Here is a 22,443-nt window from a genome sequence, read left to right as displayed (position 1 = left end):
CCGGACCGGGCCCCGCGTCAGCCGGCCCCTCAGAGATCGAGGCCGGTCAGGACCATGACCTTCTCGACGGTGTAGTCGTCCATCGCGTACTTGACGCCCTCACGGCCGACGCCGGAGTCCTTGACGCCGCCGTACGGCATCTGGTCGGCACGGTAGGACGGCGCGTCGCCGATGATCACACCGCCGACCTCCAGCTCCCGGTGCGCCCGGAAGGCGGTCTGCAGGTCGTGGGTGAACACACCCGCCTGCAGGCCGAACGGCGAGTCGTTGACGGCCGCGAAGGCCTCCGCCACGCCCTCCACCCGGTGCAGCGACAGCACCGGGCCGAACACCTCGGCCTTGGCCAGGATCGCGTCCGCGGGCAGCTCGGCCAGCACGGTCGGGGCATAGGTCGCACCCTCGCGGGTGCCGCCGACGAGCACCTTGGCGCCCTTGGCGACCGCGTCGTCCACCCAGGACTCCACCCGCTTCGCGGCGTTCTCGTCGACCAGCGGGCCGACGTCCGTCGCGTCGTCGTTCGGGTCACCGGTGACCTGCGCCGCGACCTTGGCGACGACCTTCTCCACCAGCGCGTCGTACACCGACGCGTCGGCGATCACCCGCTGCACCGAGATGCAGGACTGGCCGCCCTGGTAGTTGGCGAACATCGCGATCCGGGTCGCCGCCCAGTCCAGGTCGGCCTCCGAGGACCAGTCCGCGAGCACCACGGCCGCGGCGTTGCCGCCCAGCTCCAGGGTGGTGTGCTTGCGCGGCACCGAGTCCATGATCTGGTAGCCGACCTTGTCCGAACCGGTGAAGGAGATCACCGGCACGCGCCCGTCCTGCACCAGGGCCGGCATCCGGTCGTTGGGCACGGGCAGGATCGACCAGGAACCGACCGGCAGGTCCGTCTCGGCCAGGATCTCGCCCAGCACCATCGCCGACAGCGGGGTCGCCGGAGCCGGCTTGAGGATGATCGGGGCACCGACCGCGATCGCCGGGGCGACCTTGTGGGCGACCAGGTTCAGCGGGAAGTTGAACGGGGCGATCCCCAGCACCACCCCGCGCGGGAAACGGCGGACCACCGCGAAACGGCCCACGCCGCCCGGGTCGGTGTCCAGCCGCATCGTCTCGCCGTTGGTCCGGCGCGCCTCCTCGGCGGCCCAGCGGAAGACCGACACCGCGCGGCCCACCTCGCCGCGGGCCCACTTGATCGGCTTGCCGTTCTCGGCGGTGATCAGCCGGGCGAGCTCCTCGGTGCGCTCGGCCAGCCGCTTGGCCACGTGGTCCAGGGCGGCGGCCCGCTGGTGCGCCGGGGTGGCGGCGAACACCGGCAGCGCGGCCACGGCGGCGTCCAGCGCCTCCTCGACCTGGGCCTCGGTCGGAACGCTGACCCTGCCGACCAGACGGCCGTCCCAGCTGTTGTGCACCTCGAAGTCGGCGTCACCGCTCGCCCGGCGGCCGGCGAGCCAGAAATCGTACGTGGTGGTCACCGTGGTACCGGCCCTCTCCTCGTCGTCGTACGGCCCACGGGCGTGGGACCCGAACCCGAGGGTAGGGGCGAGGGCAGGCCGATCGGATTGGCCGACCAGGAGTGTTCGGCTCCGGGGCCACTCCACCGCGTCCAGGCGTGTGTTCTATTCCTCGCCGGAGCGCAGCGCCAGCCACAGCTCCATCCGCACGTCGGTGTCGTCCAGCGAACGGCCCAACAGCTCCTCGACCCGGCGCATCCGGTAGCGCAGCGTGTGCCGGTGCACTCCCAGGTCGGCCGCCGCCGCGTCCCACTGCCCGTGCCGCGACAGCCACGCCCGCAACGAGGCCACCAGGTCACCCCGGGCCGTCCGGTCGTGTTCGCGCAGCGGCCGCAGCAGCCCCTCCGCGAAGGCCGTCACCGCGTCCTCCCCGAGCAGCGGCAGCAGCGAACCCGCACCGACCTCCTCGTGGTCCACCGACCTGCGGCCACCGCGCAGCGCCACCGCCAGCGCCCGCTCCGCCTGCGCGTGCGCCGTACCGGCCTCCTCCAGCGCGGCCGGAGCCGAAACGCCCAGCGACAGGCCCTCGTGCTCCTCCACCACGCCCAGGCAGGCCCGGTGCACCGCGCCGTTGTCCAGCGCCAGCACCATCAGCCGCGGCCCGTGCGCGCCGTCCTCCCGCGCCACCAGCAGCTTCTCGCCCACCCGGGCACCCGCCTGCTCGGCCCGGTCCCCCAGCTCCGCGAGCGCTTCCGCGGCATCCGCGGTCGGCCCGGCCCCGGCCACCAGGACCCGTATCGTCCCCTCCGGCATCCCGCCGAACAGCCCCACCGCCACCTGCCGGGCCGTCGCCACCTCACCCGCCAGCACCATCCGCAGCAGCGCAGCGCCCATCCGCTCCTCCGCCTGGCGCAACTCCCGCGAACGCTCCAGGGTGAGGGTCAGCAGCGCCACCGCCGCGTTCAGCACGTACCGCTCGGTCGGCGTGATCCGGTCCTCGGTCCCCACCGCCAGGAAACCCCGGGCCCGCCGGTCCGCCCCCAGCGACTGGACCACCACGTAGTCCTCGTCCGCCGTGTCTATCCCCGGCGAACGCCCCTGCAGCGCCGCGCTCGACGGCGCCGGACGCCGCCGCAGCCGGTCCACCTCCGCCGCCAGCCTCCCGGCCCGGCGCGCCGCCCAGTCCGGCGCCACCACCGACAGTGCTCCCGACCCGTCGTACAGCGCCGCCCAGCCCCCCAGCCGGGCCGCCAGCCGACGCACCACCGCCGTCGTGCCGTCCTTCCCGAGCGCCGCCCGGGTCAGCTCCTCCTGGGCCTCGAAACTGGTCGTCACCGCCTCGTACTGCTCCGCGGCCAGCGCCGCCGAAACCACCTTGCTGATCGCGATGAACGGCGTCGGCTCCGGCACCCGCAGCAACGGCAGCCCCCGCTGCTGCGCCGCCTCCACCAGCGGCTGCGGCACCTCCGTGTGCGACAGCCCCACCCCCAGCCCCAGCCCGACCACCCCGGCATCGGCCAGCCGGTGCACGTACGCCTGCAGCTGCGCCGCCGTGCGGCCCAGCTTGATACCGGTGGTGAGCAGCAGCTCGCCACCCTCCAGGAACGGCGTCGGGTCGTCCAGCTCACTGGTGTGCACCCAGCGGACCGGCCGCTCCAGGTGGTCCGCACCGGCGAGCACCGTCAGGTGGAGCGAACTGTTGCGGACGACGGAGGCGAGTGTGGGGGGCATGGCACCTTCGGGGGGTCGACCTGACCGCGCCGTTGCGGCCGGGCGAGGAGAGGGCAGTGGGACTAGTGAGGGTCTCTCCCCTTCATTATGGACGCCCCGGACAACCAGCACTGCCGAATCCACCTCGAAGGCGACTTCCCTACCGCCGCCCCCGGTCGCCCCCGTTCACGCCCGTTCACCCCCGCAGGTCGACCAGCAACGGCGGCACCTGCTCCCCCGACACCGCCGTCAACGACACCACCGCGTGCCCCGCCGGCAACGCGTGCGCCAGATCCGACGGGGACCACCGCAGCCTCTCCACATCCCGCGTCGTCACCGACTCCGTCTGCGCCGTCGTCCCCGACAACGCCTTCCGCCCGATCCGCCCGACCCGCCTCACCACGCCACCGGAGGTGTCGGGGGTGTGGGTCACCGCCGTCTCCTGCACCAGGTGCGTCCCCCAGGCCTCCGAGAACAGCCGCCCGTCCCAGGGCGCGATCCCGGGGAAGGCCATCCGGCAGCCGACCGCGCCGAACAGCGGCGCCCGCAGCGCCTCCGGCAGGTCCACCAAGGTGCGCAGCAGCAGCACCGCGCCCGCGTTCGCGCCGCGCATCCGCTGCAGGCCGCGAACGGTGTTGGCGTCCAAGGCCGCCGAGGCGTCGTCGACCACCAGGCCCGCGAACAGCGAGCGGTCCTCGCGGGCCCCGGCCGCCTGCACGAACTGCCCCACCACCAGCCGGGACAGCATCCGGGCGGCCTCCGGGTGACTGCGCTCGGGCAGCTTCACCCGCACCCGCAGCGGGTGGTCCAGCACCCGCATCGCGAACGGGGGCCGGCCCGTGCCGTCGGTCGCGAAGGCCCCCTCGAACGCGGGCCGCTCCAACAGGCCCAGCCGGTCCGCCAGCAGCGTCCCCGGGTCGTCCGCCCGGTCGCGCTGGCGCTCCCGGTGCTCCAGGTCCCGCTCGTACGCGGCCAACCGGCCGGCCACGCCGAGCGCCTTCACCAGCGCCGCCAGCGCATCCGGCTCGCCGCCCAGCAACGCCCGCAGCTCGCGCACCCCCGGGTAGCGGCCGAACGCGGCGTGGAACGGGCCCACCACCTGCTGCAGCGCCGTCCGGGCGTTCTCCGCGCGGGCGGTCAGCTCGTCCGGCAGCAGCGCGTCGGCCAGCCGGGCGGCCGCCTCGTCCGGGTCCCGCGCCGCACCGAAGAGGTCCAGCCCGTACACCGAGGCCGGGTCGCCGGGCGCGATCACCACGTCGTACCAGGCGTCCGGGCCCAGGTCGGCGTCCGCCGCCCCGACCACCACCGCGCACGCCGTACCGGCCAGCGCCTGCAGGCACAGCGCCTCGGCCACCGGCCGGGCCAGCCGCGCCGTCTTCCCCGTCCCGGCCGGGCCCACCGCCAGCAGCGAGGTGCCCAGCACCGCCGGGTCCAGCGCGAAGTCGGCCGCCCGGTGGCTCAGCGGGTTCTTCGGCACGTCCTGCGCGACACCGAGGCAGACCTGGCCGAGCAGCAGATCGTGCCGCCGAGCGCGGCCGGGCAGCTCGCGCGCCTCGGAGGGATGCGCGAAGGCCGCCGCGCCGCGGGCGGCCACCTGCTCGGTGAAGGCGGGCACGAACACCGGGTCCGCCTGCGCGGACTCCCAGGCCCGCCGGATCCGCACGTAGTCGACGTCGCCGACGGCCTCCGCCTCCAGCCGCACCGCCGCCTCCACCGCCCCGCCCCGGCGCAACCCGTCCCACGGGTCCAGCCTGCGGGCCGCCTCCGCCGCCGGGCCCGTCTCCTCGACGGGCTCCTCCTGCGTCACCGTCCGCGACAGCAGCGGGGCGGCGTAGCGGCGCCAAACCTCGAGCCAGCGGCCCATGCGGCCGAATACCTTGATGACCACGCCCAGCACCAGAGCGTTCAGGGTCAACACCACGGAGGTGGCGACGAACGCGGATTGGGAGGGAAGGACACCGATGAGTGTGGTCCCGTCCTTGGCGAACTCGACCCCGTAGACGAAAGCCAGCCACCCCACCACCGCGTTGAGCACCGCCCGCAGCAGCAGCGGCCAGGTCGGGACCCGGGCCGCCTCCGCGCGCTCCGGGTCGATGCGGCGGTAGCCGAGCCGGTAGACGCCCGGTTCGGCTTCGGGACGCGGGGCGGTGGCCCAGGCGGCGAGGTCGAAGGCGGGGGTGCCGGGCCGTTGGTGGGGCAGGGGGGTCGGGGGTCTGGTGGTGATGTGTTCGACGTGGTGGTGTGACCCGTCCTGTGCCATGTACGGCCCCGCTCCCTCGCCCGCCCGGCCCGACCGCCGTCGGTGCCGCCATACCCATGCCGCCGTACCGGCGACACGCCCGTGCTCAGGGTAGTGGAGCGGGGCCTGCGGGTAGTCGTGGAAGCCGTGCTGGCCGTGCCGGACAAGTCGGACGGCGCAGTGCTACCGAGTGGCGCATGCCCGGCCGGGGAGGGCGGCCGTAGCCTGCGAAGCACCGAGCCGAGAAGTCTGGAGATACCCCATGAGCGCCGTAACGCCGCTCCCGCAGGAGCGCCGTCTGGTCACCGCGATCCCCGGTCCGAAGTCGCAGGAGCTGCAGGCCCGCAAGCTGGGTGCGGTGGCGGCCGGCGTCGGGACCACCCTGCCGGTGTACGTCACCCGTGCGAACGGCGGCGTGCTGGAGGACGTGGACGGCAACTCGCTGATCGACTTCGGCTCCGGCATCGCCGTGACCAACGTCGGCAACAGCGCCGAGGCCGTGGTGGCCAAGGCGAGCGAGCAGCTGGCCGCCTTCACCCACACCTGCTTCATGGTGACCCCGTACGAGGGTTACGTGGCCGTCGCCGAGCAGCTGAACGAGCTGACCCCGGGTGACCACGAGAAGCGCACGGCGCTGTTCAACTCGGGCGCCGAGGCGGTCGAGAACGCGGTGAAGATCGCCCGCGCCTACACCAAGCGCACCGCCGTCGTGGTGTTCGACCACGGCTACCACGGCCGCACCAACCTGACCATGGGCCTGACGGCGAAGAACATGCCGTACAAGCAGGGCTTCGGTCCGTTCGCCCCGGAGATCTACCGGGTGCCGGTGGCCTACCCGTACCGCTGGCTGACCGGCGCGGAGAACTGCGCCGCCGAGGCCGCCGCCCAGGCGATCGACATCATCAACAAGCAGATCGGCGCCGAGAACGTCGCGGCGATCATCATCGAGCCGATCCAGGGCGAGGGCGGCTTCATCGAGCCGGCCAAGGGCTTCCTGCCGGCGATCGTGGAGTACGCGAAGGCGAACGGCATCGTGTTCGTCGCCGACGAGATCCAGACCGGTTTCTGCCGCACCGGCCAGTGGTTCGCCTGTGAGGACGAGGGCATCGTCCCGGACCTGATCACCACCGCCAAGGGCATCGCCGGTGGTCTGCCGCTGGCCGCGGTGACCGGTCGCGCCGAGATCATGGACGCCGCGCACGCGGGCGGCCTGGGCGGCACCTACGGCGGCAACCCGGTGGCCTGCGCCGCCGCGCTGGGTGCCATCGAGACGATGAAGGAGCAGGACCTCGTCGGCAAGGCGCAGCGGATCGGTGAGGTCATGCTGGGCCGTCTGCGGGCGATGCAGGAGAAGTTCGAGGTGATCGGTGACGTCCGCGGTCGCGGCGCGATGATCGCCGTGGAGCTGGTGAAGCCGGGCTCCAAGGAGCCGAACCCGGAGTTCACCGCCGCGGTGGCCAAGGCCTGCCACGCCGAGGGCCTGGTGGTCCTCACCGCCGGCACCTACGGCAACGTGCTGCGCTTCCTGCCGCCGCTGGTGATCCCGGAGCACCTGCTCACCGAGGGTCTGGACATCATCGAGGGCGCCTTCGCGCTCCAGGGTGTCACCGCCGCCTGATCCAGGCGCCACCTGCCCGCCGGAGGGATGTCCGGACAGCGCTGAACGGCCCGTGGGGACCCTGGTCCCCACGGGCCGTTCGGTTCGCCGGGGTCGTCCGCGGGGGCGCCCGTGGGGCCGTCCGCGGGCTGGTCCGGGCGGCTCCGGCATGATCGACGGGACCGCCCCGAGGTTGCCCGGAGCGGGGTGAAGATGATGTGCGGAATCGCTGAAGGCGCTCGGTGCGGAAGGGCGGTTGACGTAGTGTCATCACAGATGGACAGCGAGCCTCAGCCATTGGCGGAGCCGTCCGCGGAGCCTCTCCGAGGGGCGGGTCCGCGTCGGCGCCGCGAGGACAACCAGGTCGACCCGCGAGGGTCGGCACACACCGAAGGCCGATCGACCGACCGTCCGACCCACACCCCCCGGGGCGCACGGAACGGCGATCATCAGAGCCGCCCCGGAGCTCTCCCCCCTGCTCCGGGGCGGCTGTCCGCCGTCCTGGGCCGGGCGGCCCGCTCGGTGGCGGTGCCGGTGGTGGCGGCGGTGGTGTTGCTGCTGGTTTCCTGGCAGGTGGCGATGGACGGGCCGCTGCTCGGGCTGGACCGCTCGGTGCGCGCGGCCGTCGGCTCGTCCCACCGGGACCACCCGAGCGCCCTGCTCGACCACCTGGGCCACCTGTTGTCGGACCTGGGCAGCGGTGTGCCGGCCGTTCCGGTGCTGCTGGCGGCCGGGGGGCTGGCCGCGTGGTGGTGGCGCCGGTCGGGGGCGGGGTGTTGGTGGCTGCCGTTGCCGGTGGCGGTGCTGACCGCGGTGCTGATCCCGCTGCTGGTGGTTCCGGCGAAGGCGGCGTTCGCCCGGCCGGGTCCGCTCGGGGACCCGCTGGTGCCGGGGCAGTGGGGCTGGTTCCCGTCCGGGCACACCGCGACCGCGACGTTCTCGTACGGCGTGGCGGCGCTGCTGCTGGCCCGGGTGGCGGGGGCGCGGACGGCGCGCGGGCTGACCGCGGGCGCGGTGGTGCTGGCGCTCGGGGTGGGCGCGGGGCTGGTGTGGAGCGACTTCCACTGGGTGCTGGACGTGGTGGCCAGCTGGTGCCTGGCCACCCTGGCGCTGTGGGCGCTCGCCCGGTGGCTGCCCCGGCCGGGCGGCTGAGGCGGTCAGGCCTCGGGGTCCTCGTTGCGGTGGACGAGGCCGGCCTCGCCGTTGTCGCGGTGCCATTCGACGACGAGTTCGTCGCGGGCACCGAAGCGGACGAGGTGGCGGCCGACCACGTCCTCCAGGCCGGCCAGGTTCTCGCGCTCGCCCTCGACCGTGAGCAGCAGCGCGTCCGCCTGGGCCTCCAGGGTGGCGGTGCCGGCGCTGAAGACCAGGGTGCCGCGGCCGGTCTCCGGGGAGAAGGACGTCTCGATCTTGCGGCTCATGTGGGCGGCGAGCTGCTTGGCGTAGCGGGCGGGGCGGTCGGTGGCGACGCGCGCGGTGGAAACGGGCATGGGCCCTCCAGGGACGGGGAGGGAACTTAGGGTCCCCTCACTGGGGAGTACCGTAGCCCAGATGCTGAGCTAGGCTCAACATATTTCTCCGTTCACTTCCCGGCGTCGGCCGCACGCCCCGGACCGGCCGATACGCTTGGGCGCCGACGCCAGCCGAGGAGACCGCCGATGACCACCACGCCGCCCGACGATCCGGCGGCCGCCTCCCCCGGCCCCCGGCCCGGCGCCCCCGGCACGGCCGCCGAACTCGCGGACGCGATGACCAGGGCGATCAAGCGGATCCGCCGCCAGACCGGCTGGCGGCTGGAGCCGTACGGCATCACCCCCGGCCAGGCCCGGGCGCTGCGCACGCTCGCCCACGTACCCGGCTGCGAGACGACGGACCACGCGATGCGGCTGAGCGACCTCGCGGAGAAGCTGCACATCGCCCCGCGCTCGGCCACCACGGTGGTCGACGCACTGGAGGAGGCGGGGCTGGTCGAGCGCCGCCCCGACCCGGCCGACCGGCGGGCGGTCCGGATCCTGCTGACCGAGGCCGGGCGCGCGGCGCTGGAGCGGATCGGGCAGGTACGGGACGAGGTGGCGCAGGAGTACTTCGGCGAGGTCAGCCCCGAGGACGAGGAGGTGCTGCTGCGAGTGCTGCGCGCCGCCGAGGCCCGCTTCCTCGCAGCCGGGCCGCCACCGCGGACGGCGCCCCCGGGCGCAGCGCGCTGATCCCGATCCCGGCGATCACCAGCAGGGCGGCCGCGGCGGCCGTCGGGCTGACCCGCTCGCCGAGCAGCAGCCAGGCCGAGGACATCCCGAACACCGGCACCAGCAGCGAGTAGGGCGCGACGGCGGTGGCGTCGTAGCCGCGCAGCAGGTAGCTCCAGGCGACGAATCCGAACAGGGTGGAGAGCAGCCCGACGTAGGCGATCGCGCCGAGCCCGCCGAGGGTCATCCCGCGCAGCGCGCGCAGGTCCGCCCCCGGCCCCTCGACCAGCAGGGACAGGGCCAGCAGCGGCAGCGGCGGGACGGCGCTGACCCAGACCATCCAGCGCAGTGCGTCCGGCGGCGAGGCCTTTCGGGTCAGCACGTTGGACAGGCCCCAGGCGACGGCCGCCAGCACGACCAGGACGAAGGCGCCGAACGGGCCGCCGAGGCCCTGGTCGAAGGCGCACAGGGCGATGCCCGCGAAGGCGATCGCCAGACCGAGCAGCCGCCGCCCGCCCGGGCGCTCGCGCAGCAGGACGCCGGCGAACAGCGCGGTGAAGCCGGCCTGGCCCTGGAGCACCAGGGAGGAGAGACCGGCCGGCATCCCGGTGTGCATGCCGAGGAAGAGCAGCCCGAACTTGACCACCCCGAGGACCACGCCGACCGCCAGCACCCAGCGCCAGGCCACCCTGGGCGGGCCGACGAAGAAGACCGCCGGCACGGCGACCACGGTGAACCGCAGGGCACAGAACAGCAGCGGCGGGAAGTCGTCCAGGCCGACGTCGATGAGGACGAAGTTGAGGCCCCAGACGGCGGCCACCAGGACGGCCAGGGCGATGTGACGGGGGCGCATGCTCACGCTGGCCGGAGCGGCGGGTGTTGGGGTCATGGGTCGAGCATGGCGGCCGGGGAACGTGTAGCACCAGCGATGAGTACTGAAGGAAACGCTTTAGGATCGCTGCATGATGGATCTGGGGCGCCTGCGGGCGCTGCACGCGGTGGCGGTGCACGGCTCGGTCGGCGGGGCGGCGGCCGCGCTCGGCTTCACGCCCTCGGCGGTCTCCCAGCAGATCGCCAAGCTGGAGCGGGAGACCCGCACGGTGCTGCTGGAGCGGCAGGGCCGGGGCGTGGTGCTGACCGACGCGGCCCGCGAGCTGGCCGCCACCGCGCGGACCGTCCTGGGGCTGGTGGAGCAGGCCGAGGTACGGCTGGAGGAGCAGCGCGGACAGGCGGTCGGGCGGCTGTTGGTGGCCGCCTTCGCGACCGGGGCGCGCGGGCTGATGCCCGGGGTGCTGGCCGAGTTGCGCCGGCGCTGCCCGGAGCTGGACGTACGGCTGCTGGAGAGCGACCCGTACCCGGCGGCGGAGCTGGTGGCGCGGGGCGAGGTGGACCTGGCGCTGGTGCAGGACTGGCCGAGCGTGCCGCTGCCGGTGCAGGAGGGACTCTCCCGGCTGGACCTCGGGACGGACCCGGTGGACTTGGTGCTGCCCGCCGGGGACGACCTGGCGGCGCTGGACGCGGTGCCGGTGGAACGGCTGCGCGGGCAGCGCTGGATCAGCGTGCCGCCGGGCAACATCTGCCACGACTGGCTGGTCCGCACCCTGCGCGAGGTCGGCGAGGAGCCGGACGTGCACTACCAGGTCGGCGACTTCGAGACCCAGATCGCGCTGGTGGCGGCCGGTCTGGGGATGGCCGTGGTGCCCCGGCTCGGCCGGGGCCCGCTGCCGGCCGGGGTGGCGGCCCGCCCGGTCGCCTCGCAGCCGAGCCGGCGGGTGTTCGCGCTCTGGCGCTCCCAGGCCTCCCGGCGGCCGGCGATCACCGAGGCGCTGGCGGCGATGCGGGACTGCTGGGGCCCGGCCGAGGAGCCCCAGGGGCGGTAGCAGGGAGCCCGGCGGGTGGGCAGGGCTCGGCACGTTGGCGGGCGGGCTCGGTGCGCTAGCCGGTGAAGCCGATGACCAGCCACATGAAGCCGACGCCGGCCACCGTGCACAGCAGGGTGCTGCGCGACGGGTGCGGGCTGTGCGCCTCGGGGAGGATGTCGGAGGTCGCCAGGTAGAGCAGGAAACCGGAGAAGAAGCCCAGGTAGAGGCCGAGCAGGTGCTCCGGGATGGTGAAGGCCAGGGTGATCGCGGCGCCGGAGACCGGGGCCAGCGCGTCGGCCGCGAGCAGGGTCAGCGCCCGGCGCCGGTCGTTCCCGTACAGGTGGGTGATCGTGTACGTGTTGAAGCCGTCGGCGAAGTCGTGCGCGACCACCGCGATGGCCACCACGGTGCCGACCGTGGTGCCGGCCTGGAAGGCGGCGCCGATCGCGAAGCCGTCCATCACGCTGTGCCCGACCAGGGCCAGCGCGGCGGTCAGGCCGATGCCCTGGTGTCCGGAACGGTGGGCGTGGCCGTGGTGGTGACCGTGGGTGTGTTCGGCGTACTCGCCCTCGTGGCCGCGGTGGATGGCGACGGCGCGCTCGATCACGTGGATGGTGAGGAAGCCGCCGGCGAACATCAGCAGCGCCTGGGGCACGCCGTGCACCTCGCCCGGCGCCTGGTGGAGGGCCTCGGGCAGCAGGTCGAAGGCGACCACGCCGAGCATCAGTCCGGCGGCGAAGCCGAGCACCAGGTGGCGGCGGTCGCCGGTGCGCTGGGCGACGAAGCCGCCGATCAGCGTCATCAGGAACGCCCCGGCGGCGACCAGGACGGCGGTCATCGGGCCGCCTCCGCCGCCGGGACCGCCGGGACCGCCGTAGCTGCCGGAGCCGCCGGGGTTGCCGGCTCCGCCGGGCCCGGCGAGTCGGCCGGGAGTGCCGGATGGCCGGTGCCGCCGTGTGGTCTGCCGAGCGCTCTGCCCATTCCTCTCCCCCTGGGGTCCGCCCGTGGCCGGGCCGACCGCCGACCGTACCGGACGGCCGTTCGACGGTGATCGCCCGGGGGTGCCGGAGGCGCGACCGCTCCTCGGCCGCGATCCCTGTCGGCCCGGTCACCCTCAGCCTTGGTCCGGGCACGGAGGGGCGCCCGCCGGGTGGGCCGCCGGGGTGAACGCCCTGGTCGGACCGGGCCGCCCCGGCTCGAGGGGCCGGTCAGCGGCCGGCGGCGAGCGGCAGGCCGAGGTGGGTGCGGGCGAGTTCGCGGACGCCGTCGCCGTCGATCAGGTGGATGTGCCGGTGGCTCTCCGCCGCGGTGAGGTCCAGGGCCTCCTCGGCGAAGCGGCCGGTGGTCAGCCGCAGGCCGCGTTCGGCGGACTCCTCGCGGACCGCCTCGGCCAGGGTCTCGACCTGCTCCGCGCTGACCGCCACGGTGTCCCGGGAGGCCCAGACCACCCAGCGGCCGGGCAGCGCGCTGCCGGGGGCGCCCTCGCCGGTGGCGACCAGCCCGGCCGGGCCGCGCAGTCGGACGCTCCACTCGGCGAGTCCGCCCCGGGTGAGCAGGTCGCGCACCAGGTGGGCGAACTCGTTGGCGGACAGGTCGGGCGCGGCCGGGACGGTGGCACCGGCCTGGGCGGCCGGCTGGACGACCGTCCGGGCGTACGGGTCCGGGGTGACGGCGGCGCCGAGCTGGCGCAGCCGGACCAGGGCCTCGTCCTGCTCGGCGTCGGCGTAGACGCCCTCGTCGTCGCGGTCCTCGTACGGGGTCTCCGGCGGCAGCAGCCGGGTACGGGCGAGCGCGTCGCGGTCGGCGTCCACGCTGAGCAGGCAGAGCGGCTCGGCCGCGCCGGGCTCGCGCAGCCAGCCGTTGAGGACGACGCCGGTGAGTATCTCGTCGGTGTCCACGGCGTCGGCGGCCTGCAGCGAGCGCAGGGCGAGCCGGGCGACCAGCCGCAGGTAGTCGGTGGCCCGGTCCGCGGGCGGGCGCGGCACCGGGACGATGTCGCCCTCGGGGGCGAGCCGGTAGCCGGTGAGCGAGGGCACCAGATCGAGCGGGGGCAGGTCGAGGTCCAGCACGGCGGTGCGGGTGAGCGGGCGGAAGACCGCCCGGCAGGGGGCCGACAGGTCCTGGGTGGCGGTCTCGGCGGCGGCCAGCGCCCGTTCCAGCAGCGACTCCACCGCGGCCGGCTCGGCCAGCCGGTAGGCCCGCCGGCACTCCTCCAGGCTCTCGTTGTACTCGCGCACGGCGCGGGCCCGGGCCTCCTCGGCCGCCTCGTGGGCGCGCCGGGACTCGTCGGCGGCCGGGCTGCCGGCCTCGGCCCGGCGGGTGCGCCACTCGCGCAGGGCGCGCTGGTGGGTGAGGCGGGCCTGGGCCAGTTCGCGCTGGTAGCCGGAGTCCAGCAGGCGGCGGGACGGACCGCTCTCCGGGTCCGCGGCGGTCGGCTCGGCGGGGGCGAAGTCCTCCCAGCGGGGCTCGGCCCCGTCGACGGCGTCCGGGCCGTCGGCCGGGTAGGGGCGGGGCTCGTAGTGGCGCAGCTGGCTCTCGAAGTCCATGGCCGAGACGGGAAGCGCGGCTCGCCGCAGTAGGTCGGCCAGGCGATCGTGCTCGGCCCGGACGGTGAGCGTGCGGTGGTGGGTGAGGGCGGCGGCCCGGGCGTGCGCCGCGATGTCCTCGCCGGGATCGGCGTCGGCGGAGCCCGAGTCGGCGGGGCCCAGGCCGGACGGGGCGACGGTGGCCCGGCCGTCCCCGGCCGTGTCCGGGCCGGGGCGGCTGGGCGCGGCCGGGCTTGCGGCGCCGTCCGGATCCGGGTCCTGGTCGGCGCCGAGGTCGCGGAAGACCGAGGCGAGGAAGCCCGGTTGGGGGAACTGGACGGTGGCGGCGCCGTCGGACTGGCCGTCTGCTGAGTACTGCATCGGTCGTCGTTCCCCCATGCTCGTCCGGCGCCTGCCCGGGGCGAGCGACCGGTCCGCGGCCCCGCCCCCGGACATTGTCCCCCGAACGGGCGTGGCGGTCAGCCAAGCCGGTCAGTTGGTCCGGCTGTTGGTGAGGTGCAGGCCGATGTAGCCGACATAGATCCGGCCGCTGCCCGAACAGTCGTCCAGGTAGTGCAGCCGGGGCGCGGTGCGGCCGCCGCCGATCCGCAGGTGAGCGCCCATGAACGCGCGCCGGGAGGCGTCCACGCACTCCGGTACCGGCAGCATCCGCTCGCGCTTCCACTTGGTGTGGCTGAACACCGTCCGGGACTCCCCCCGCACCGCCTTGCGGGGCGGGAAGCGGTGGCAGCCGTCCGGGGTGTGCTCGCACCACTGCTTGAAGTCCCCGCCGGCCGCGCCGCGCACCGCCGCCTCCGCGTACTCCTGCAGGGCCGTCAGGCCGTCCCAGGCGAGCCGGGCCCAGCCCGCGCCGGCGCACTGGAGTCCGTCCAGGGCGAGCGCGCTCTTCTGGTCGCCGGTGAAGGTGAGCAGCGGGAACTCGGCGAGCCTGGCGAGGAGTTCGGTGAAGGTCGAGGGCTTGCCCGGGCACCCGGAGGGCTGGGCGGCGGCGCGGCGGGCGACGGCGGCGGGACCGGCCCCGGGGAGCGGTGCGGCGGCCGGGCCGCCGCAGTGCCGGCCGCTCAGGGCGCCGCGGGTGGCGGTGCGGAGGCGGCCCTCGTGACCGTCCCGGCCCTGGCCCCGGTCGCGGCGCTCGAGGCGGAGGGTGCGCCGGACCCGCTCCAGTTCGTCGGCCCTGGCCTGCTGCTCGGCGCGGTCCTGCTGCTCCTCGCGGGTGAGCGCGGCCAGTTCGGCGGCCGGGTCCGCCTGCATGTCCCCGAGCCCGGCTCCGGCCGGGCTCGTCCGACCGGCGGTCGGACGCAGCCGCGGGGGCGGGACGCGCAGCACCGGGACGGCGGCCAGCGGCGGCGGCAGCGGCTGGTCGGCGGCGAGGCGGCGCGGCTCGCGGGCGAGCAGCCCGGCGGCGCGACGGAGGTCCTGTTCTATTCGGCCCCGGGCGAGCACCGGATGGCGGGCACCGTCCTGCCGGGAGGCCGGGTCGACCTCGGGCAGGTAGGTGCGCACGGCTCCCCCGTACACGGTGTGGTACTCCAGCGCGACGTTGAACCCGGTGCGGGCGCCCGGGTCCAGCACGTAGGCGGTGGCGAGGCCGGGGAGCCGTCGGCAGAGCGGGCGGACCACCTGCTCGACCCAGTCGTCGAGCGGGAGGTTCACCGGCACGCTGGCGACCACGGTGGGCAATCGGCGCTCCGGGTCGCAGAGCTCGTCGATCAGGCCGTCGACCTCGTCGGCCGTGATCACCCGGGGAGCGGGGTGGACGGCGGCCGGGCCGTCGGCGGCGTCCAGCAGCGGGAGCAACGTGCGGGCGAGCTCGGGTACCGGCACCTGGCAGGGGGTGCGCACGCCGCTGCCGGTGTGGTGGGTCTCGGCCTCCAGCCGGAACCAGGTGGGGCCTCCGGCGCCGGTGGCCACGGTGAGGGTGAGCTGCCGGGTGCCGTGCGGGGCCGGGGTGCGCAGGCGGCGGCGGTCGTAGCGGCCGGCGCCCGGGCCGCCGCGCAGCGGTCCGTGGTCCCGGTCCAGCAGGACGCGCTCGCCCAGGCACAGGCGTTCGACGGCGGGGGACGCTCCCGAACGGGTATCCGGGGTGGGCGGGGGCTCGTCGCAGCCCTCCTGCTTCAGCCAGGAGGCGAGCTGTTCGTCGGCCAGGGCGACGGCCTCGGCGTGCGGAAGGGCGGTGGTGACGGTCATCCGGTAGGGCGTCGCGGAGCTGCGGGGGCCGGGTAGGTCGGCACCGGCGGGCGACGGCGAGCGGTCTGAGGTCATGCGCATACCTCCGTGCAGCGGGGTGGGGTCTGGTGTCCTCCATCGATGGTTTTCGTCCGGTTCGGCCGGATCCTTGCCCAGGAAACGCCACGGCCCGGAGCGGAAGTTCCAACTCCGGGTCACGACACTACGTTCGAGTGAATCTGTTCAAGCCGTCTTCCGCGTGGCGCAACCGCTCGGCTACGGGACACGACCCGCTGGGGCCGTGTCAGACCGGTACCTCGACGTAGGTGCGGCCGGCCGGCACCGCCACCGCCGTACCGCCGGTCGCCTCGGCCAGCCAGGTGTGGAACCCGGCCACCTCCGGCTCCGGCACGCCCACCTCGATCCGCACCCCGGCCGCCTCGTAGGCGAGGTCGCTCACCGCGTACCCGGCGGCCCGCAGGTCGTTCTCCACCCGCCCGGCGCGGACGTGGTCCGCCGTCACCGCGAGCAGCGCGACCGGCCGCCGCTCCAGCAGGCCGACCTCGTCGACCGCCTCCGACACCGCGTTCCCGTACGCCCGCACCAGGCCGCCCGCGCCGAGCTTGATCCCGCCGAAGTACCTGGTCACCACGGCGACGGTATCGGTCAGGCCGCGTCGGCGCAGCACCTCCAGCATCGGCACCCCGGCCGTGCCGCCGGGCTCGCCGTCGTCGCTGGAACGCTCGCGGCGCTGCTCGTCGCCGACCACGAAGGCGGTGCAGTTGTGCCGCGCGTCCCAGTACTGCTTGCGGATGCCGGCGATGAAGGCCTGCGCCTCGTCCTCGTCGCGGACCCGGGCGAGGTGGCAGATGAAGCGGGATTTCTTGATCTCGGTCTCGTGGCTGCCGGCCCGCCGGATGGTGAGGTACGGCCTGGTGGTCGGTTCCGGCGTGGCGGACATGGCGCGGTGGTTCTCCCGGGAACGGCGACGGCTGGCGGCGCGCACCCCGGAGGTCCGGGGCGGCACCGCCAGCCTAGTTGGCGCGCGACCGGGGGGTCGGCGGCCGCGGGAACCGGGCGGCGGCCGGGGCGGGTGGCCGGAGGCTCAGCGGCCGGCCAGGGCGTCCAGTCGGGCGCGGTCCAGGCCGGTCAGCGCGGTGACCTCGGCCGGGTCGACGGCGCCGCAGTCCAGGCCGCGCAGCAGGTAGCCGCTGAGCGCCCGGGCGGTGGCCGGTTCGTCCATCACGTCGCCGCCCGCCTTGGCGACGTACGCGGCCAGCCGGGCGGCGGCGGCCGCCAGGCCCTCGCGGTAGAAGGAGTAGACCGCGACGTAGCGGGTCGGCAGGTGCGCCGGGTGCATGTCCCAGCCCTGGTAGTAGGCGCGGGCCAGCGAGCGGCGGACCAGGTCGTGGTGGAGCTTCCAGGCGGCGTGCACCTGCCCGGTGGAGCCGGTGGGGATCACGTTGGTCGAGCCGTCGGAGAGCCGGACCCCGGTGCCGGCCGCGGCCACCTGCATGACCGCCTTGGCGTGGTCGGCGACCGGGTGGTCCATGCTCTGGTAGGCCGCGCTGACTCCGCAGGAGGCGCTGTAGTCGAAGGTGCCGTAGTGCAGGCCGGTGGCGCGGCCCTCGGCGGCCTCGATCATCAGGGCGACGGTGGCCCGGCCGTCCGGGCCGAGGATCGCCTGGGTGGTCTCGATCTGGATCTCGAAGCCGATCCGGCCGGCGGGCAGCCCGGCCCTGCGCTCGAAGTCCTCCAGCAGCCGGACCAGTGCGGTGACCTGCTCGGCGTAGGTGACCTTGGGAAGGGTCAGCACCAGGCCCTCCGGCAGGCCGCCGTTCGCCAGCAGGGTGGCGAGGAACAGCTCCAGGGTGCGGATACCGCGGGCGCGGACGGGCTCCTCCATGCACTTGATCCGGATGCCGAGGTACGGCGGCGCGCCGCCGTCGGCCACCGCGGCGGCGACCAGCTCGGCGGCCCGGACGGCGGCGGCGTCCTCCTCGGCGTCCGGGCGGGGCCCGTAGCCGTCCTCGAAGTCGATCCGCAGGTCCTCGATCGGCTCGCGCTCCAGCTTGGCGCGCACCCGGGCGTGCACGTCCGCGAGCAGCTCGTCATCGGCGACGCCGAGGGCGCGGGCGAGCTCGGCAGGGGTGCCGGCGTGGGTGTCGAAGGCCTCCAGCGCCTGGCGGCCCCACTCCCGTACGGTCTCGGCACGGAAGGCGTCGGCGGGGACGTAGACGGTGTGCACCGGCTGCCGGGTGCCGGAGTCGCCCGGGTAGCGGCGCGCCAGGTCGGCGTCCACCGGGGCGAGCAGCGCCTCCACGGCATCGCGGGCGGCGGCGGAGAAGGAGGCCCCGTCCGTCGGTCCGGTTCCGTCGACCTCGACCTGCGACATCCGCACTCCTCCATGCCGAACCAGAGCTTCAACAATTTGTTGAGGCGAAGGTAGCTCCGGCGGGGTCGGGCGTCAATGGCCGACCGGGCGGTGGACGGAGGGTGTCGGGGGTATCGGGGGGCGTCGCGGGCGGCGGGGGGTGTCGCGGGCGGCGGGGCGGGCTCAGTCCCGTCCGGCGGCGGCGTAACGGTCGCGCAGCTGCGGGTAGAGCTCGGCGACCTCCTTGGGGTGGACCGAACCGTCCGGCCCCTTTCCGGTGACGCCGTACTCGGCGGTCAGCCAGGCGGCGAGGCGCGGCGGGTCGGGCTGGTGACCGTGGTTGTCGATGTAGGAGACCAGGGCGTCGTAGGCGATGTCCTGGTCGAGCGGCAGGGACTCCGGGTGCGGTTCGGCCTGCGCGCCTTGAGCGGGCTCCTCGGCCGGAGCGGGCTGCTCAGGCTGGGCGTGGTGCTCGCTCTGGGAGGCCGGCTGACGGTGCTGCGGCTCGACGGTCGGCTCGGCCTGCGGCTGCGGGGACTGCGGCCGGGGCGCAGGGGCAGGGGCGTGGACGGTGTGAGCGGACGCGGCGCCGGGGGCGGGCTCCTCGGCGGCCGGACGCGGCGGCTTGAACCACGGCGAGGCCTGGCCCGGCACCCGCCCGCCCGGGGCGGGGTCGGCGGAGTGGCCGGTGGTGCGGACCGGGCGCTCGGTCCAGACGTTCAGCTCCTCCCCACGCGGCTGGGGAGCGCTTTCCACCACCGGCTCCGGCTCCTGGGCGGCGCGCAGCCGGACGGCGTGCAGCTTCGCCAGCATCGGCGCGGCGACCTCGGGCGACAGCGGCGCGGCGACCGCGGGGACCTGCGGCTGGGCCTCGGGCTGGACAGGGTGCTCGGCCTGGACCGGCTCGGGCCCGGGCTGCTGGACCTGCGGGTGGTGGGGCTGCGGGTGGTGGGGCTGCTCGGGCTGAGGCTGCTGGGCCGTCTGCGGCCGGGCTCCGGCGGGGGCCACCGCCGGATCGCCGACTGCGGGAGCCGCCGGAGCGATGGCCGCGGCGGCACGGTTCTGCTGGACCTCGGTCCCGAGCTCCTGGGACCGGCTCTCCGCCCGCGCCTCCTTGGCCTCGCGCTCGCGGGCCTCCTCGTCCAGCCGGTCGAGCAGCGACGGGTCCAGCGGGACGCCGAACTTGGCGAGCTTGAGCGGCAGCAACGCCTGGATCGGGGCCGACCGACGCCAGCCGCGGCCGTAGCGGAAGCGCAGCTGCGCCCGGTAGACCAGCCGGTTCTGCTCCAGCCGGATGACCTCGTCGTAGGAGCGAAGCTCCCAGAGCTTCATCCGCCGCCAGAGCCGGAAGGTCGGCACCGGGGAGAGCAGCCAGCGCATCACCCGGACCGACTCCATGTGTCGGTCCGCGGTGATCGCCGCGATCCGGCCGACCGCGTGCCGGGAAGCCTCGACCACGACGACGAACAGCACCGGGATGACGGCGTGCATCCCCATGCCGAGCGGGTCGCCCCAGGAGGCGGCGGCATTGAAGGCGATGGTGGCGACGGTCAGCAACCAGGCGGTCTGACGCAGCATCGGGAAGGGGATCCGCAGCCAGGTCAGCACCAGGTCGAGGGCGAGGAGCACGACGATGCCCGCGTCGACGCCGATCGGGAAGGCGTAGGAGAAGGCACCGAAACCTTTCTTCATCGCCAGCTCGCGCACCGCGTTGTACGAGCCCGCGAAGCCGATCCCCGAGATGATGCAGGCGCCGGCCGCGACCAGGCCGAGCAGGCCGCGGTGAGCCTTGGTGAGCGTTGGGCGTGCCATTACGTCTATCAACCCCTGGATGTCGGCTGCTGCCGTACGGGCCTCGGCTTCCGGTTCCCGTCAGTCGGGCCGCCGGACGGCTGGGCAACCTCCGGGCTCGGCCCACCGGAGTTTACTCGTACGGGTGTTTCAGCTTTTCCGCAGCCTGGAGTGTCGCCGTGCGGACCACTCCGCGCGTCCGGGCTGGTCGGGCCGTCAGCCGCTATGCCCGGCCGTGCCGTTGAGGTAGGCCAGCACGGCCAGCACCCGACGGTTGGCGTCCTCGTCGGGGGCGAGCTCGAGCTTGCTGAAGATGTTCGCGATGTGCTTGGCCACGGCACCGTCGCTCACCGACAGGCGGGCGGCGATCGCCGAGTTGGAACAGCCCTCGGCCATCAGCTCCAGCACCTCGCGCTCGCGTGGCGACAGCCCGAGCAGCGGACCGGGCCGGCGCGAGGTCGTCTGCATCAGCTGGGCGATCACGTCCGGGTCCATCGCCGTCCCGCCCGCGGCCACCCGACGGACGGCGTCGATGAACTGCCCCGCGTTGAAGACCCGGTCCTTCAGCAGGTAGCCGATCCCGCCCGTACCGTCGGCCAGCAACTCCCGCGCGTAGAGCTGCTGGACGTGCTGGGAGAGCACCAGCACCGGCAGGCCCCGGATCTCCCGGCGCGCCTTGAGCGCGGCCTGGAGCCCCTCGTCGGTGAGCGTCGGGGGCAGCCGGACGTCCACCACCGCCACGTCCGGGCGGTGGGCCAGCAGCGCCTCCAGCAGCTCGGGACCGGTCTCCACCGCGGCCGCGATCGTGAAGCCGTGCGCTTCCAGCAGACGGATCAGACCTTCGCGGAGGAGGTAGAGGTCCTCGGCGAGGACAACTCGCACGGCAACTCCAAGGTGATGGTGGTGGGACCGCCCGACGTGCTGTCGATGGCGAGGACACCGTCGAAGGTACCCAATCGGCGCTCGATCCCGCGCAGGCCCGTGCCCCGCGAGGGATCCGCGACCCCCACACCGTCGTCCGTGACCGTGACCCGGAGCAACCCGGCCCGGTACAGGATGTCCACCCACACCTGCTCCGCCCCCGAGTGCTTGGCCGTGTTGGCCAGGAGTTCGCTGATGCTGAAGTAGGCGGCCGCCTCGACCGGAGCCGGCAGCCGGTCCGGCAGGCTCACGAACACCTCGGTCGGCAGCGCGCTGTCCAGCGCCAACGCCCGGACCGCGTCGCCGAGTCCACGCTCGGCGAGCACCGGCGGATGTATGCCGCGCACCAGGTCGCGCAGCTCCTGCAGCGCCCGGGCCGAGGACTGCCGCGCCTCGGCGAGGAGCTCCCGCGCGGCCTCCTGGTCGGTTTCCATCAGATGCTCGATGGTGCCCAGCGTCATCCCGATCGCGACCAACCGCGCCTGGGCGCCGTCGTGCAGATCGCGCTCGATCCGCCGCAGCTCGGCGGCCTGGTTGCCCACCGCGTCAGCCCGGGTCTCGGTCAGCACGGCCACCCGCCTGGTCAGCTGGGCGTGCGTCGCCCGGCCGTCCTGGTCCAGCACCCTGCGGGCGACCTCGGCGTACCCGCGCACCGCGTACGGGGCGAGGACTATCCCGGTGAGCACCATGCCGATCCCGACCACCAGGCTCAGCACGATGGACGTAAGCCGCGGACTCATCGGCCCGAACGCGTCCGCCGGCACCGGGCCGGCCAGGGCGAAGGCCGTGCCCAGCACCAGCAGGAGGCCCACCGCACCGCCCAGGGCCGCGACGAGGACGGGGTTCACGACCAGCCAGAGCATCTCGGCGCGGGTGGTCCGGTCCCGCAGTCCCCAGTGGACCAGCTGCGCGTACTTCGCGACCGTCTGCGAGCGGTGGTACGAGTAGCCCGTCCACCAGTGTCCGCGCTCGTCCGACTCCAGCTTCGGCAGCGGATCGTAGACCGCCGGCAGTCGGATGCCGTACCAGCGCTGGAGGAACCGACGCGTACGGTCCGCGGTCCGCCGGACGCACGCGGCGGCCACCGCGGAGCCCACGACCGCCGCGACCGAGAGGGCCACCAGGGACGCCGGGAAGTAGTACTGCAGGAACTGGGCAGCCATCACACCCGCGAAGACGGCCGCCCCCACCGGCAGCACGAACCCCGGCACAGCCGCGAGCACCAACTGCGCCAGCCGGGCCAGCCCCTGGCCGCCGGCCTGGAGGGCCTCCCGCGTCTGCGCACGCACGGACATGCCGCTCGTACGAGTCTCTGTGGTCACGCAAGCTCCTGATGCCGGTACCGATCGTCCTTCATCAGTGTTCACGAACGACCCGCTCCGGACACTGGCCATGGCACCCCAATTCCGGGGTGGACCTAGCACCACCTGTCGGTGGTGGGAGCAACACCCGACTGTTCGGATGGTCCGAAAATGCGAAAAGCCCCTGATCCTTTTCGGATCAGGGGCTCTTCTGAAGAATTGTTCGGCGGCGTCCTACTCTCCCACAGGGTCCCCCCTGCAGTACCATCGGCGCTGTGAGGCTTAGCTTCCGGGTTCGGAAT

General features: G+C 74.6%; 17 protein-coding genes and 1 rRNA gene. 4 read left to right on the top strand and 14 right to left on the bottom strand.

Features of this window, described 5'->3' with window-relative positions; genetic code table 11:
* Positions 1–29: 29 nt before the first annotated feature.
* The 3 genes from ACWCYO_RS33575 to ACWCYO_RS33565 form a co-directional block, all read right to left on the bottom strand.
* Positions 30–1,472: an aldehyde dehydrogenase family protein gene (locus ACWCYO_RS33575; protein WP_270146880.1), complete on the bottom strand. Its 1,443-nt coding sequence runs from the start codon at positions 1,470–1,472 to the stop codon at positions 30–32.
* Positions 1,473–1,616: 144 nt separating this feature from the next.
* Positions 1,617–3,182 carry a PucR family transcriptional regulator gene (locus tag ACWCYO_RS33570; RefSeq protein WP_270146879.1) on the bottom strand — a complete coding sequence of 522 codons (1,566 nt, stop codon included), beginning with the start codon at positions 3,180–3,182 and terminating at the stop codon, positions 1,617–1,619.
* Positions 3,183–3,357: 175 nt separating this feature from the next.
* Positions 3,358–5,421, bottom strand: a complete 2,064-nt coding sequence (locus ACWCYO_RS33565; protein ID WP_449786327.1) for an ATP-binding protein — start codon at positions 5,419–5,421, stop codon at positions 3,358–3,360.
* 241 nt (positions 5,422–5,662) lie between these two features.
* Between ACWCYO_RS33565 and gabT the strand changes: the two genes are divergently transcribed.
* Together gabT and ACWCYO_RS33555 are read left to right on the top strand one after the other, a co-directional pair.
* A complete protein-coding gene (gabT, locus tag ACWCYO_RS33560) occupies positions 5,663–7,018 on the top strand; it encodes a 4-aminobutyrate--2-oxoglutarate transaminase (RefSeq protein ID WP_270146875.1) in 1,356 nt (451 codons plus the stop codon).
* A gap of 501 nt (positions 7,019–7,519) precedes the next feature.
* Complete coding sequence (locus tag ACWCYO_RS33555; protein WP_449786326.1) at positions 7,520–8,149, top strand: phosphatase PAP2 family protein; 630 nt, start codon at positions 7,520–7,522, stop codon at positions 8,147–8,149.
* 5 nt (positions 8,150–8,154) lie between these two features.
* Here ACWCYO_RS33555 and ACWCYO_RS33550 read toward each other — a convergent pair whose 3' ends face one another.
* Positions 8,155–8,487, bottom strand: coding sequence for a DUF2218 domain-containing protein (locus ACWCYO_RS33550; protein ID WP_449786325.1), 333 nt, complete (start codon positions 8,485–8,487; stop codon positions 8,155–8,157).
* Positions 8,488–8,655: 168 nt separating this feature from the next.
* Between ACWCYO_RS33550 and ACWCYO_RS33545 the strand changes: the two genes are divergently transcribed.
* Positions 8,656–9,201, top strand: coding sequence for a MarR family winged helix-turn-helix transcriptional regulator (locus ACWCYO_RS33545; protein ID WP_270146870.1), 546 nt, complete (start codon positions 8,656–8,658; stop codon positions 9,199–9,201).
* Here the strand turns inward: ACWCYO_RS33545 and ACWCYO_RS33540 are convergent.
* Entirely contained in the window at positions 9,092–10,033 is a 942-nt protein-coding gene (locus ACWCYO_RS33540) for an EamA family transporter (protein WP_449786329.1), read from the bottom strand. The genes ACWCYO_RS33545 and ACWCYO_RS33540 overlap by 110 nt on opposite strands.
* Positions 10,034–10,142: 109 nt before the next feature.
* Between ACWCYO_RS33540 and ACWCYO_RS33535 the strand changes: the two genes are divergently transcribed.
* Positions 10,143–11,060, top strand: a complete 918-nt coding sequence (locus tag ACWCYO_RS33535) for a LysR family transcriptional regulator (RefSeq protein WP_449786324.1) — start codon at positions 10,143–10,145, stop codon at positions 11,058–11,060.
* Positions 11,061–11,115: 55 nt separating this feature from the next.
* Here the strand turns inward: ACWCYO_RS33535 and ACWCYO_RS33530 are convergent, their stop codons facing one another.
* From ACWCYO_RS33530 to rrf, 9 genes are all read right to left on the bottom strand, one after another.
* Positions 11,116–11,880 (bottom strand): ZIP family metal transporter, encoded by a 765-nt coding sequence (locus tag ACWCYO_RS33530; protein ID WP_270146868.1) that lies wholly within the window; start codon positions 11,878–11,880, stop codon positions 11,116–11,118.
* 370 nt (positions 11,881–12,250) lie between these two features.
* Entirely contained in the window at positions 12,251–13,948 is a 1,698-nt protein-coding gene (locus ACWCYO_RS33525) for a restriction endonuclease (protein ID WP_449786323.1), read from the bottom strand.
* A 111-nt stretch (positions 13,949–14,059) separates the two neighbouring features.
* Positions 14,060–15,850, bottom strand: coding sequence for a hypothetical protein (locus ACWCYO_RS33520; RefSeq protein ID WP_449786322.1), 1,791 nt, complete (start codon positions 15,848–15,850; stop codon positions 14,060–14,062).
* Positions 15,851–16,058: 208 nt separating this feature from the next.
* Positions 16,059–16,715: a YigZ family protein gene (locus ACWCYO_RS33515; RefSeq protein ID WP_270146863.1), complete on the bottom strand. Its 657-nt coding sequence runs from the start codon at positions 16,713–16,715 to the stop codon at positions 16,059–16,061.
* 144 nt (positions 16,716–16,859) lie between these two features.
* Positions 16,860–18,149, bottom strand: a complete 1,290-nt coding sequence (locus ACWCYO_RS33510; RefSeq protein ID WP_449786321.1) for a DUF6986 family protein — start codon at positions 18,147–18,149, stop codon at positions 16,860–16,862.
* Positions 18,150–18,311: 162 nt separating this feature from the next.
* Positions 18,312–19,940: a DUF2637 domain-containing protein gene (locus tag ACWCYO_RS33505; RefSeq protein WP_270146860.1), complete on the bottom strand. Its 1,629-nt coding sequence runs from the start codon at positions 19,938–19,940 to the stop codon at positions 18,312–18,314.
* Positions 19,941–20,135: 195 nt separating this feature from the next.
* A complete protein-coding gene (locus tag ACWCYO_RS33500; RefSeq protein WP_449786320.1) occupies positions 20,136–20,801 on the bottom strand; it encodes a response regulator transcription factor in 666 nt (221 codons plus the stop codon).
* Positions 20,753–22,162 carry a sensor histidine kinase gene (locus ACWCYO_RS33495; RefSeq protein WP_449786319.1) on the bottom strand — a complete coding sequence of 470 codons (1,410 nt, stop codon included), beginning with the start codon at positions 22,160–22,162 and terminating at the stop codon, positions 20,753–20,755. The genes ACWCYO_RS33500 and ACWCYO_RS33495 overlap by 49 nt, the downstream gene beginning before the upstream one ends.
* Before the next feature lie 200 nt (positions 22,163–22,362).
* Positions 22,363–22,443 (bottom strand): 5S ribosomal RNA (gene rrf, locus ACWCYO_RS33490); the annotation flags it as partial.

This window comes from Kitasatospora sp. NPDC001683 (genome assembly GCF_053596495.1).
Note: the sequence above shows the minus strand (reverse complement) of the source record. Positions and strands in the feature narration are given on the sequence as shown.

Bases quoted from the DNA above. Each gene is read 5' to 3' on its own strand.
- ACWCYO_RS33570 (WP_270146879.1), bottom strand. From the start codon at position 3,182: ATGCCCCCCACACTCGCCTCCGTCGTCCGCAACAGTTCGCTCCACCTG.
- ACWCYO_RS33540 (WP_449786329.1), bottom strand. From the start codon at position 10,033: ATGCGCCCCCGTCACATCGCCCTGGCCGTCCTGGTGGCCGCCGTCTGG.
- ACWCYO_RS33550 (WP_449786325.1), bottom strand. From the start codon at position 8,487: ATGCCCGTTTCCACCGCGCGCGTCGCCACCGACCGCCCCGCCCGCTAC.
- ACWCYO_RS33535 (WP_449786324.1), top strand. From the start codon at position 10,143: ATGATGGATCTGGGGCGCCTGCGGGCGCTGCACGCGGTGGCGGTGCAC.
- ACWCYO_RS33565 (WP_449786327.1), bottom strand. From the start codon at position 5,421: ATGGCACAGGACGGGTCACACCACCACGTCGAACACATCACCACCAGA.
- ACWCYO_RS33505 (WP_270146860.1), bottom strand. From the start codon at position 19,940: ATGGCACGCCCAACGCTCACCAAGGCTCACCGCGGCCTGCTCGGCCTG.
- ACWCYO_RS33525 (WP_449786323.1), bottom strand. From the start codon at position 13,948: ATGCAGTACTCAGCAGACGGCCAGTCCGACGGCGCCGCCACCGTCCAG.
- ACWCYO_RS33510 (WP_449786321.1), bottom strand. From the start codon at position 18,149: ATGTCGCAGGTCGAGGTCGACGGAACCGGACCGACGGACGGGGCCTCC.
- ACWCYO_RS33520 (WP_449786322.1), bottom strand. From the start codon at position 15,850: ATGACCTCAGACCGCTCGCCGTCGCCCGCCGGTGCCGACCTACCCGGC.
- gabT (WP_270146875.1), top strand. From the start codon at position 5,663: ATGAGCGCCGTAACGCCGCTCCCGCAGGAGCGCCGTCTGGTCACCGCG.
- ACWCYO_RS33515 (WP_270146863.1), bottom strand. From the start codon at position 16,715: ATGTCCGCCACGCCGGAACCGACCACCAGGCCGTACCTCACCATCCGG.
- ACWCYO_RS33530 (WP_270146868.1), bottom strand. From the start codon at position 11,880: ATGACCGCCGTCCTGGTCGCCGCCGGGGCGTTCCTGATGACGCTGATC.
- ACWCYO_RS33545 (WP_270146870.1), top strand. From the start codon at position 8,656: ATGACCACCACGCCGCCCGACGATCCGGCGGCCGCCTCCCCCGGCCCC.